Below are 11,232 nucleotides of genomic sequence, written 5' to 3' on the forward strand. Positions count from 1 at the left end.
TAACTAAAAAACACCTATTCACACAGTTGAATAAACAGTCACAAAGATGATTTAAACGGGATCAACAACCAGCACTTTCCATTAGTTTTTTTAATCCCTCAACAGCAATTTTTATCGTTTTATTTTTAGTCACAATGCGCGCAAAATAACCATGTCGATACAGACGACATTGTTACTTTTAAGATTTTAAGGAGTCAGACATGCTTAATTCAGCTGCAGCGTGCAGCAACACGCAAACCACCCTAAACACAGCCACAGCGCCTGGTATCAAGCGCCGCGTTAACCTAAAGGCCTGGTTAAACACTGTGGGTAAACAACTGATGTTAAGTCAGGTGGTTATGTATAAGTAAGTCTGCCTCGGGCATGTTCCCCCCCAACCGTACATGCCCTTTTTTCTGCACCCCCCTGTCACTCAATACCATAAAATACGCTTTATCGCCCAGATTTCATTCAAGGTATTAAAAAAAGCCACATTTGCGTACAAAAATTAAGCAAACAAATTAAAAACTATTTACAGCATCAAATTCGCTAAGTATTATCTTTGCCCATGGAGAGATGGCTGAGTGGTTGAAAGCACCGGTCTTGAAAACCGGCATACGTTAATAGCGTATCTAGGGTTCAAATCCCTATCTCTCCGCCATTTTTAAGTTTTTGCGCCGGAGAGGTGGCCGAGTGGCTGAAGGCGCTCCCCTGCTAAGGGAGTATAGGGTTTGTAGCCCTATCGAGGGTTCGAATCCCTCCTTCTCCGCCATTGCTTTTAAGAGAACCGCCTTTACTGGCGGTTTTTTTATGCCTGAAATAAACCTGTTCACAAATGAGAAGGTGGGTGAGAACCCTCGACCAGGGTTCGACAATTTTGTCTGGAACAAAATTGAACGCACTTCAGTGCGGCCCGCAGGGCAAAATACTGGACGTATTTTGTCATCCCTCCTTCTCCGCCATTAATGCTGAGAAAACCGCCTTTACGGCGGTTTTTTTATGCCTTAAATAAACCTGTTCACAAATGAGAAGGTGGGTGAGAACCCTCGACCAGGGTTCGACAATTGTGTCAGGAACAAAATTGAACGCACTTCAGTGCGGCTCGCAGGGCAAAATACAACCAGATACACAAAAGCCCCGGCACAATACCGGGGCCCTGGCTTACGCTTCAACGGCAATAATCAAACACCTTAGTTTTGTCTTGGATAAGCGCAATATTCGTGTGCGTTTTATGTATCGTCAGTCTAAGTTGCCAGTCTTCAAGTTTAGTGTCATCTGAAAGGACATCCGCTGTATCACCAAAATAGCCAAAGTTGACAGAAACAAGCACTAAATCATGTTTTTGACTCTGCTTATTATATTCCCGCGATACTTTCATTGACTGAAGCGCCGGAAAGAAGATCTTTTTAAAACAGGCATTTTTTATTGATAAAAACTGGTCCTGAGTTTCAACCTGAATTGACGCCAAAGTGTGATGGGTATTTTTTCTTACCGTATAAGCCGCACCATCCTGAGCATTCATGGTGATACTTACAATATCCTCATGAAAGCCGTGAGGCCCTGTATTTTCGAACTCTGCGGACCTGACCACAGCGCTAAAGACAAAAAGAAGTAGTAACAATGACCTACGCCTCATACTTCCCCGCCAATATTTTAATAAACGTGTTCAATTACAGAATTCCTTTGCATCAGTCATCGAGCACTTAGTATAAAAGCCTGGCGCCAGACTCACTCTCGTTCTGAACGGGTACCACTTTAAATTCGCTATAACCTGGCACTAACAGAACCGATTTCCCTGGACACCCACCACAAAACGGAACAAACTACGTGTATATTGTATGCAATATTTGACAATGTGATCATAAACCGTTTATGGTTATTGGGTACGAACAGTACACAGGGTTAATTTAAGGACAAAAGCAATGAAACTAAAATTAAGCAGTAAAAAGCTCAAATCGCTGTCTGAACGGCACTTAGTAGAAAATAGCCATACACCCGCCATTGCGGGCGGTGCGAACACCTGGACATGCCTTAGCCACATTGGCCCACCGGGACCACCACAACAAACCTGTAATGCGAGCGGATGGGGCAACTTTTGCTGATCGGGCTACTTTCCCCTCTCGTTCAGTAAAAATAGTACAGCACACTAAGGCCCACTGGTCAGTAAAAACAGCCGGATACAGCAAAGCCCCGCCACAATACCGGGGCTTTTCATATTGCATAGTCTGAACAGACATCATTAGAAGCCAATTAAATGCGCTAGTTTAGGTGGCTGTCCTTCAAGATCCTGTGATGTTTTTTTCATTAGAAGATTCTGGGTCAATGCTCAACAGATAGTACACGTACCATACACCTGCAATCCCATATATGAACAAGCTTTCTAACCCCCACCGAACGCTGCAACAGCAATACAATAAGGCGTTTTTTTAAAAAGCCCTTTGTCATGCTCAGTAAATTCCTCAGATTCAATAATCTTCCGATAAGATAAGAAGTAATAAATAGCAAAAAGAGGAACACCTAAAAAGTAACCCCCTTTTGTACTAAGAATGATCGCGACACTCATTGGAAGCTTCAAAAACAACAGTTTCTTGTTCACTAGAACCACCTTCTGCCTACATACTAGTCGCTGTTGGAGCTACACCAAATAAAATGCTCCCCCCCCTTACTTGAGGAAGTAAAACGTGTCCCCAGACATCCAAAGCACCAGCATTTAAGTACCTTGTCAAAACGGCATGCCATTTTCTCAGTCACTATCTTGACGCAACCTACTTGGTTTGTGAAGTCACAAGCATCTGAGCCTGTTGTGTTTTTCATAAGAGCAATAATCACCACCTGCCGCGTACCGAGCCGCCAGTCTTAGCATCAATGCCCGACTCCACACTCGTTGCACATTTCAGTGCTGGAATATCCGTATTCAAAAAAGGGAGAGCCAGAGCGTGTCACTTTGTCTGTGTTTTTGGTCGTCAGGTTTACCTGCGCCAGTAAGCAACATGCACAAAACCGGCTACCTGATCACCCTGACAACCGAACACTGAGTAAAAGTATGACTAAACCCGCATCCACAACACAGCTTGTTCACCCACTGGGCCAGCACATTATTGTCGATATTTTTGATGCCTCTAACCTCATCGGTGAGCAGCACATAGAAGAGATGATGATTGAATGTGCGAACGCAGCAAACGCCACCATTTTGAAAACCCATTTGCACCCATTTGAAACCAATGGCGGTGTGTCGGGCATGATCATTCTGGCTGAAAGCCATATTTCTATCCACACCTGGCCAGAATATAACTTTGCTGCCATGGACATTTTTATGTGTGGTGATGCACAGCCTGAGCTGTGCCTGGCAGTGATAGAACAGTGTTTTCAACCAGGCAAGATGGTGGTGAACACCCTCACACGAGGTGGCTCTGTCAGCCAGACCGGAGAGTTCCAGCCGCTTTTACATAACCAGTTACACGCAACGCAAAAAACCGCATAAAACGGAGTATACACGCACATGACTAAGATTAATTGGCATTATGAGCAAATGACAAGTGGCGTTCACATTGCACTTCGTTCAGAAAAAGATTTGGTAGAGGTAGAAACCGAGTTCCAGGATGTCAGCATTTTTGAAACCCGCCACCTGGGTAAAGTAATGCGCATAGACGATGGGATCCAGGTCACCACCAAAGGGGAGCACATTTATCATGAGATGATGGCACATGTGCCTATCCTCTTTCATGGTCAGGTCAAGAACGTATTGATCGTTGGCGGTGGCGATGGCGGCAGTGCCCGCGAAGTATTAAAACACCAGAGCGTAGAAAACGTGGTCATGGTGGATATTGATGAGCAAATTATTCAACTGAGCCGCAAGTACTTGCCAGAAATTAACAATGGCGCATTTGACGATCCCAGATTTGTACTGCGCATTGGGGATGGCGCCGACATCATCTCTCAGTACAGTGACTGTTTCGACCTGATCATCCTGGATGCGGCTGACCCGGATGGCGGTGCATCGGAAACCCTGTTCACCCAATCCTTTTTTGGTAACTGCTTAACCGCACTAAAAGCTGACGGCATTTTGGTGGCGCAAGGTGGTACGCCTTATTTTGAGCCCTATATGATGCAGTCGATGGTATCTCGTTTAACTCAGGCGTTTAACAATCCGGCTGGCATCTATATGGGCGGATGTTACGACTATTTTGGCGGCTCCCATGCGTTTATCTGGGCAACGCGCAGCGGCACCATCAACACACTGTCGCTCGCTGAGCTCGAAACACGCTTTAATCAGGCCGACATTCAAACAAAATACTACTCGCCGGAAGCACACTTTGGCGCCTTCTTCTTATCTAAAGATATGCGGGATTACGTCAACCAGGCCGTAAACTGTGAGAACGTGGATGAGCTGTCGATGCCTGCCGCTGGCGACTGGGATGACTATACGCCAGAAACCTCAAACCAGAATGAAGACGACGACTAGCGCTTATCCTGCTGACATAAAGGCAGATTAGTATGCAAGTCAGAGCCACTGAAACGACCAGCATCGTTGTCTCAGTGGCTTGTTTATTCCTGGCTCTGGCCCAACAGCCGGAGCGCAACCAGATACATGCGGGTGCCACACAAAGCGATGAAGCCATTATTTACGCTATTTGAAAAAATAGGCCACAAAGACACATTCGACAGCCAGTTGCATGAGGCCGAACACAATCTTCCGTTTATCCGCCAGTGCGCCAAAGAGTTTTCTGGTTGGATAGCCGTTGCATTCATCATTTCTTTGCTGGGCGGCTTATTGCAAATTGTGACCTTTGACTTTCTGGGTGAGCTGGTCGACTGGCTGGATACCTCCGGTGACAAAACACACCTGAACAATAAAGGATACCAGCTGGCATTGTTCGCCGTGGCCATTGCCGTTGTGCTCCCCGCACTCACCCTGGTTAAGAACCTGGTGTTTCATCAGCTGCTTGGGCCTAACCTGCAAAAAAACACCATTGTAAAACTGTACCGCACTTTAATAGCATCGCCTGCCAGTTATCACGAAGAAGATGACCCGGGTTCCACAGCCATTGTGATTGTGGATACCTCCGAAGCCATCATTGATGTGGTGTTGCAGTTCTGTGGCTTTGCCGGATTTTTACTGGCATTTTTGGGCGCGCTGCTGTTTTACGTCGGCAACATAGATGGCTGGCTGACGCTGCCTTTCCTTATCTGGACAGGCCTGTTTCTGGCCATGCTGCTCGGGCAGTGGATCCCCAACGCCAAAACCACCAACCGGCTGGAAGCCGAAAGCTGTGCACAGATCACCGGAAAATTGACTGAACGCTTTGCCCGGATCAGAACGGTAAAGATGCTCTCCGGCAGCGAATACGAGCAACAGTTTGCTGAAAAATGGGCGACCCGACACCGCAGAGTGGTGGCAAAGGAATTTCGTGTTTTCTCTCATTTTGCCTCTGTGGTTGGCCTGCTAAATGGTACTTTGATTGTGGGCACAGGGGCACTGTGTTTACAGCTTTGGCTCAATGGCAGCATCTCCGTTGGCGAGTTTTCTATGGTGCTGGCCCTGGTCTATCGGGTTATTTCGCTCTCGGAATGGTGTCAGGAAGAGTTTGACGCCTTTTTCGTTTCCTGGGGCCAGGTTACCGTGGGCAGAGAAGTGATTAACGAGTTTCTGGAAGATATTGAACCCATTGAAGACGCAGGCAAGTTCAATGTGTCCAGAGGAAAAATCACTTTTAAAAACGTCGAATTTGCGTATGAAAACAAAGCGCCCCTGTTCACCGATCTGTCGTTAAAAATCAAAGCCGGCGAAAAGGTGGGGATCATAGGCCCGTCGGGAGCAGGAAAATCGTCACTGCTGAATATGCTTGCCGGCATTGACGAAATTGAAGCAGGGGCAATTTACATTGATGGCAAGAATATCGAAGACTACCCCACAGATCAGATCTGTGGCGAGATCAGCTTTTTAAATCAGGATATTGGCCTGTTTAATCAGAGCATTTATGAAAACGTCGCATTTGGTTTAAATAACGTGAGCCGGGCGTCGGTCAGACACGCGCTTGAACAGGCCAATGCCCTGGAATTTGTAGAAGTATACACAGACGCCCGCGGCCGTAAGGGGTTAAGCGCGTTTATTGGTGAAAACGGCGGACAACTTTCTGGTGGCCAGCGACAAAGGCTGGCGCTGGCCAGAGCGATACTAAGAGATAAGAAAATACTGTTGCTGGATGAAGCAACCAGTGCTCTGGACCCGGCCTTAAAAGCCGAGTTTATCCGCTCACTTAACACGCTGATGAAAGGCAAAACCGTCATTTCTGTTGCGCATTCTTATGATGTGCTCGCCATGATGGACCGCATTATAGAGATTCAAGACGGCAAAATAATCAGAGATGGAAAACCTGCTGACGTTATCGATGCGATTGTGTAGCAAACTTTTAGTTTATTCGCTCAGCACTCCAGGCTATCGGGACAAGGTACTTTACTACCCAAAGCTCAGGCAAATAGCCTGGGCTTGTGAAGGGATTTAAACCAGAATTATTTCGTTCACTCGATTTGCATTATGTAACGCGCTAGGCACGCCAAATCTCTCTTTACAAACCCTTATTTTATTCAGCTCATCTCGCTGTTTTTAGATGGAACACGCTCACCATTGGACAGCTTAAACATAAACCCCAAATAACCGCAAAACCTTCCGGGTATTCCCGGTAAACTGATAAAGACATCAATGCGACTTTTACTTAAATTAGCAAACAATTATCTCAGTCTACCCGCCTGAATTATAAGACAAAAGAATGAACTGAGATATCTTATCGCCTCTTCGATAAATCCTTTCACTTTGAGGTTAAAAAAGTGTAGCATTTGTGTATCATTAATTATGATACTATCTCTGCCAGCCCCTTTATTTAAAGCAATTAACCACAAAGCATAAGGTTAATAAAGTTTTAATAGGGTTTTACCTGAGTTTAGATACAACACCGATAAAGACGCCAACATACCCAGCTTAAAACGAGGTCGCTTTAGCTGATCATGGTATGAAGCTTAGCGTGCTGACTAACACGCTTTTTCAGGGACAGAGACGTTTACATTAGCGGTAACGTGAACATCAAGATAATAAAAACGGAATACGAATTTGCCTTTAAAACGCATTTTCGGATCCAACCACATTTTATTCTTACTGCTTTTTACTTCAGCAATATTAGGAGGATGCATGAATCAAAAGTCATCTCGAAGAGATTTTATAAAAAAAATAGGCATGGGCAGCCTGGTTGTTGGGTTTAACCTGCAAAGCCAAAGCTGGGCAAGCGATCGCGATTTGCTCAACTCATCACCCGAGGCGTTTGCCGACAACTTTCCGGTGTTCGACGGTGAACTCATCACCGATGAAACCAGCCTGACAGAGGCCGCTGATGATTTTGGTCATATTTATCAATATGTCTCGCGTGCGATTTTAAAGCCCGCCACCTACCAAGATATCGTCAATATGGTTACATTCGCCAATCAGCATAACGTAAAAATTGCGGTAAAAGGACAAGGGTATTCAACCAACGGCGAAACACAAACCCAGGGCGGCGTGGTGATAGACATGATTTCACTGGCTGAAGTCTATGACATTCATAACCAGCAAATTACTGCTCAGGCAGGTGCTCGCTGGAGTGAGTTACTGGCAAATACAGTGCCTCAAAACCTGGGACTCCCCATCATCACTGACTTTATTGACTTGAGTGTTGGCGGCACCATTGCTGTCGGTGGATTGGGTGCGCAGTCTTATAAACACGGCTGTATGGCCGACAATATCTGCCACCTTAAAGTGGTCACTGGCAACGGGCGCTTGCTTGACTGCTCACCGTATCAAAACAGCCTGCTATTCCACTCAATGAAAGCTGGTTTAGGCCAGCTCGGGATTATCGTAGAAGCCAGCTTTGATCTTGAGCCAACACCTAGTACGGTCAGGGCATATCAGCTGGTGTACGATAATCTTGAACACTACTTAAACGACAACCAGCGCCTGTTAGATGAGGGAGTTTTTGATGGCGTTCAGGGTGGCGCCGAGCCGGACCCTGCCGGAGGCTGGCGTTATGTAATGCAGCTGGCTAAGTACTTTGAGCCCGACACACCACCTGTAGATGCCGAACTGCTTGATGGCTTAAATTTTGTGCCCGGAGCCGAAGTTATTCAGGATCTCCCTTACTTTACTTTTTTGAACCGTTTGGCCCCAGTTGTAGAACAGTTAAAAGCAGCTGGGCTCTGGACTTTACCTCACCCCTGGTGTCCTTTATTAATACCCGCCTCCAAAGCACACGCGTTTATTCAGGACACACTGGCAAACACACCAGCCAATGACGTAGCCGGGCCGGTACTCATGTCGATGCAACAAAGAAGTGCCTTCAGTAGCCTGTTTTTCAGCGTACCAGAAGAAGAAAAGTTCGTTTACTTTTCTTTGATGCGTACCGCTATTCCGCCGACCCCCGAGCGTGTTGAGCAGCTCACTCAGGCCAACAGAAGCATTTACGAAGGAGCACGCGAGCTGGGTGGCTTCCAATACCCGGTTGGCGCCATTCCCATGAGCTCAAGAGACTGGAAAAAGCACTATCACAGAAAATGGTTTTTACTGAAGCTGCTGAAAAACTGGTTTGACCCTAATAATTTGTTAGGCCCGATGAGGGGAATTTTTAACCGATAAGCGGTTTCAACCAGCATGGGCACACGGCAGTGCCCTTTTTAGTTGTTTGGGGCTTAGTGGGTAGCGGGATGCGTGGTAGTAATAGCAATTAAAATAGCGTCTGATTTTATTGAATGGACGGCGTACAGCCTGTACGCCAGTTTAGGGTGGATGTCCTTGTCCCTAATACCTAACATGGTTAATGGGAGTTAACAAAAAATGCTATCAACCAAGACGGCCGTCCTTGTTACTCCGTATATAGCTTTCTAAAAGCGCTAGATCTCTCTTTATAAACCCTTTTAGTCCATACGTTTTTCTTAGTTCATCTCTTTGTTCTTCAATATCATCCAGCGTAACCCCTTCACTATTAGATAACTTAAACATAAACCCAAAGTACACGCCTTGGTTCTTGGTAAGCGCTTCAAAAAAGTTCTCTTCAGGATTTAGAGGTCCCGGATAATTAAAGCTATTTAGCGAAGCAACATACTGTTCAACTAACTCAGCTTTTTTTTCTATAAAGCTTTCTATGAAAGCCCTAAAGAATTTTTCATCAAAGACTTGCTCAATAGGCAGCACTCTGCCATCTCGCAAAACCCGATAATTCAATGGGTGTTGTATCGTTAAACAATAGTCTTCCGCCATGTCAAAATCACTCACTTCTCCCCATACCTTTGCAAGGCAGCTATCATAAATACCGTACTGAACTTGTGGTACTCTCCCTACTTTATGGTTAGATATAATTACCCCAATAGAGTATCGTTCATCGATACCATAAAAATATATAAGAGAACTATCAACCGACGGGCCTTTTTTAAACCCATAACTTTCAACAATTTTTCTAAGTTCTGTCTTTTTCATAACGTTAATCGTGATCTTGGAACGGAATCCTAAAGAGCTCAACATTTGTTTTCCCTATTTTACCTAAAGGTAAAAATGTAGGTGATGGAGTTCTTGTGCAGTGGCACCTTCTGTTTGAATATTATTTTGAGTGGGTGTACATGCAACTCATCCAACTTCCCCGTTACGGAGTTCCTATTTTCTTTTGTGCATAATTTAGCTTCTTTAACTCAGCATCACTCAGTTCATCCTTTACAGGCTCAAACAAAGCAATAACTTGTTTGTAATCTTTATTTTTCCATGCGGTTTGAGCATCGCTACGAATATGCAACAACTTGGTTTGCAACTCATAATCGTTGCATTCCTTTTCACGCTGAACAGCAAGTCTTTTATATGCAAACACATCATTACTTAAAAGGTCAGAGCCATATTGTGACAACTGAGAAGCCATCTTTGTTAAACAGTTTGCAACAGCTTCATGCGAGCTAGCTTGAACGGCAGAATGAATCCCAGCCTCTTTCAATTTATGAATCCTTAACACTTCATTAAGACTGAAAGGCCTTTCTTGTCCGTTGAATAGTGCTTTTAATTGACCAATTTCGACGCCCAGTTCATAAGAACGGTTGGCGTCATATCTGATTGCAACAAAGATATCACTACTTTCATAACGTGCCGCCTCTAGAGAAGAGGAAACACAACTAAACCCATATTTATTTTCGAGAAATTTAAACTCGTTATTTACCAAGTTTTCAAAGTCGATTGAATTCATGCAAGCCTCCTTTTAACCCCCGCTTGGTGGATGATGACAGCTCTTTTTTCAAAGACACCCAACCATAAATTCACAGCCCAATTGTGGGCAGGTTCAACTTGGAAATGCAAGGCTATTGAATACCGCGCTTCCTATAAGCTCCGAATAGTGAAGCTCATAAGTTTAATTATTAAATCCTGGAGAATAATCAGATTCTGACAATACGAGAATAGATCCAAGCCCGAGATTGGATAAATCGAAATGATACTGAAAAAGGATAAGTGTTAACCCAGTAGCCGCTCGCACTGCATCAGATTGGCGCGTCATTTTTTCTCCAAATGCTCACAGTAATCTGTCATAGCTCTTTTTTCAAAGACACCCAACCATAAATTCACAGCCCAATTGTGGGCAGGTTCAACTTGGAAATGCAAGGCTATTGAATACCGCGCTTCCTATAAGCTCCGAATAGTGAAGCTCATAAGTTTAATTATTAAATCCTGGAGAATAATCAGATTCGGACATTACGAGAATACATCCAAGCCCGAGTTTGGATAAATCGAAATGATACTGGAAAAGGATAGGTGTTAGCCCAGTAGGCGCTCGCATTGCATCAGATTGGCGCGTCGCTTTTTCTCCAGATGCTCACAATAATCTGTCATTGCCTGTTTTCGCCCTACTGCACCATGAAACACTTTGGTAAATCGGGTGGTAAGTTTAAGCCAGTTGTCTGGCTCTATTTGCAACCTGGTCAGCAGCGGCTGGCTATCACTGATATATCCTCGTTTGTCTGCCCGCATACACCGGCCTGTTAATTCAACCAGCTGAATATAGTAGGTCAGCTCAAACGGGAGGCCACTTGGCCTGTTGGCTCTGGGGTTGCCTGCAAAGCGTCGCAAGCTTTTAGGTTGCTTACCCCGTCGTGCGCACTCAATGCGTTTTTTAATACTGACATAGTCCGAAGTTTCCGGAGTCTCTGCCATTTTGGCTCTGACTGGGTTCAGGTCAACATAAGCCATGCAGGCTGCCAGTGCCG

11 protein-coding genes, 2 tRNA genes and 1 pseudogene are annotated in these 11,232 nt (G+C 45.1%); 9 read left to right on the forward strand and 5 right to left on the reverse strand.

Features of this window, described 5'->3' with window-relative positions; genetic code table 11:
• The first annotated feature begins 200 nt into the window (after positions 1-200).
• From CWB98_RS24030 to CWB98_RS21320, 3 genes are all read left to right on the forward strand, one after another.
• Positions 201-350 carry a hypothetical protein gene (locus tag CWB98_RS24030; RefSeq protein ID WP_160317423.1) on the forward strand — a complete coding sequence of 50 codons (150 nt, stop codon included), beginning with the start codon at positions 201-203 and terminating at the stop codon, positions 348-350.
• A 199-nt stretch (positions 351-549) separates the two neighbouring features.
• Positions 550-640 (forward strand) — tRNA-Ser (locus CWB98_RS21315).
• Positions 641-658: 18 nt separating this feature from the next.
• Positions 659-751, forward strand: a tRNA-Ser gene (locus CWB98_RS21320).
• Between the two features lie 396 nt (positions 752-1,147).
• On the opposite strand, the gene CWB98_RS21325 is transcribed toward CWB98_RS21320, so the two are convergent.
• Positions 1,148-1,600, reverse strand: coding sequence for a hypothetical protein (locus CWB98_RS21325; protein ID WP_138546652.1), 453 nt, complete (start codon positions 1,598-1,600; stop codon positions 1,148-1,150).
• Between the two features lie 301 nt (positions 1,601-1,901).
• Here CWB98_RS21325 and CWB98_RS21330 point away from each other — a divergent pair, with 301 nt between their 5' ends.
• Complete coding sequence (locus tag CWB98_RS21330) at positions 1,902-2,081, forward strand: hypothetical protein (RefSeq protein WP_138546653.1); 180 nt, start codon at positions 1,902-1,904, stop codon at positions 2,079-2,081.
• Positions 2,082-2,359: 278 nt separating this feature from the next.
• Here the strand turns inward: CWB98_RS21330 and CWB98_RS21335 are convergent, their stop codons facing one another.
• Positions 2,360-2,575, reverse strand: coding sequence for a hypothetical protein (locus CWB98_RS21335; protein WP_138546654.1), 216 nt, complete (start codon positions 2,573-2,575; stop codon positions 2,360-2,362).
• Between the two features lie 300 nt (positions 2,576-2,875).
• On the opposite strand from CWB98_RS21335, the gene speD reads away from it, so the two are divergent.
• The 5 genes from speD (at position 2,876) to CWB98_RS21355 (ending at position 8,635) form a co-directional block, all read left to right on the forward strand.
• On the forward strand, positions 2,876-3,460 hold the full coding sequence (gene speD / locus CWB98_RS21340) for an adenosylmethionine decarboxylase (protein ID WP_249364735.1): 585 nt from the start codon (positions 2,876-2,878) through the stop codon (positions 3,458-3,460).
• An 18-nt stretch (positions 3,461-3,478) separates the two neighbouring features.
• The gene (speE, locus tag CWB98_RS21345; RefSeq protein ID WP_138546655.1) at positions 3,479-4,441 is read left to right on the forward strand and encodes a polyamine aminopropyltransferase; all 963 of its coding nucleotides are present in this window, start codon (positions 3,479-3,481) and stop codon (positions 4,439-4,441) included.
• Positions 4,442-4,473: 32 nt separating this feature from the next.
• Positions 4,474-4,614 carry a hypothetical protein gene (locus CWB98_RS24035; RefSeq protein WP_171045717.1) on the forward strand — a complete coding sequence of 47 codons (141 nt, stop codon included), beginning with the start codon at positions 4,474-4,476 and terminating at the stop codon, positions 4,612-4,614.
• Entirely contained in the window at positions 4,589-6,382 is a 1,794-nt protein-coding gene (locus CWB98_RS21350) for an ABC transporter ATP-binding protein (RefSeq protein WP_171045718.1), read from the forward strand. The genes CWB98_RS24035 and CWB98_RS21350 overlap by 26 nt, the downstream gene beginning before the upstream one ends.
• Before the next feature lie 780 nt (positions 6,383-7,162).
• The gene (locus tag CWB98_RS21355) at positions 7,163-8,635 is read left to right on the forward strand and encodes an FAD-binding protein (protein WP_138546657.1); all 1,473 of its coding nucleotides are present in this window, start codon (positions 7,163-7,165) and stop codon (positions 8,633-8,635) included.
• 204 nt (positions 8,636-8,839) lie between these two features.
• Here CWB98_RS21355 and CWB98_RS21360 read toward each other — a convergent pair whose 3' ends face one another.
• The 3 genes and pseudogenes from CWB98_RS21360 to CWB98_RS21370 form a co-directional block, all read right to left on the reverse strand.
• Positions 8,840-9,472, reverse strand: a complete 633-nt coding sequence (locus CWB98_RS21360) for a hypothetical protein (RefSeq protein WP_249364736.1) — start codon at positions 9,470-9,472, stop codon at positions 8,840-8,842.
• Between the two features lie 163 nt (positions 9,473-9,635).
• On the reverse strand, positions 9,636-10,220 hold the full coding sequence (locus CWB98_RS21365) for a hypothetical protein (RefSeq protein ID WP_138546659.1): 585 nt from the start codon (positions 10,218-10,220) through the stop codon (positions 9,636-9,638).
• 563 nt (positions 10,221-10,783) lie between these two features.
• Positions 10,784-11,232 (reverse strand): annotated as a pseudogene (locus tag CWB98_RS21370) (transposase); the annotation flags it as partial.

Source organism: Pseudoalteromonas rubra (assembly GCF_005887115.1).
Taxonomy (GTDB): domain Bacteria; phylum Pseudomonadota; class Gammaproteobacteria; order Enterobacterales; family Alteromonadaceae; genus Pseudoalteromonas; species Pseudoalteromonas rubra_F.

Bases quoted from the DNA above. Each gene is read 5' to 3' on its own strand.
- CWB98_RS21365 (WP_138546659.1), bottom strand. From the start codon at position 10,220: ATGAATTCAATCGACTTTGAAAACTTGGTAAATAACGAGTTTAAATTT.
- CWB98_RS21350 (WP_171045718.1), top strand. From the start codon at position 4,589: ATGAAGCCATTATTTACGCTATTTGAAAAAATAGGCCACAAAGACACA.
- CWB98_RS24035 (WP_171045717.1), top strand. From the start codon at position 4,474: ATGCAAGTCAGAGCCACTGAAACGACCAGCATCGTTGTCTCAGTGGCT.
- CWB98_RS21360 (WP_249364736.1), bottom strand. From the start codon at position 9,472: ATGAAAAAGACAGAACTTAGAAAAATTGTTGAAAGTTATGGGTTTAAA.
- CWB98_RS24030 (WP_160317423.1), top strand. From the start codon at position 201: ATGCTTAATTCAGCTGCAGCGTGCAGCAACACGCAAACCACCCTAAAC.
- CWB98_RS21355 (WP_138546657.1), top strand. From the start codon at position 7,163: ATGAATCAAAAGTCATCTCGAAGAGATTTTATAAAAAAAATAGGCATG.
- speE (WP_138546655.1), top strand. From the start codon at position 3,479: ATGACTAAGATTAATTGGCATTATGAGCAAATGACAAGTGGCGTTCAC.
- CWB98_RS21330 (WP_138546653.1), top strand. From the start codon at position 1,902: ATGAAACTAAAATTAAGCAGTAAAAAGCTCAAATCGCTGTCTGAACGG.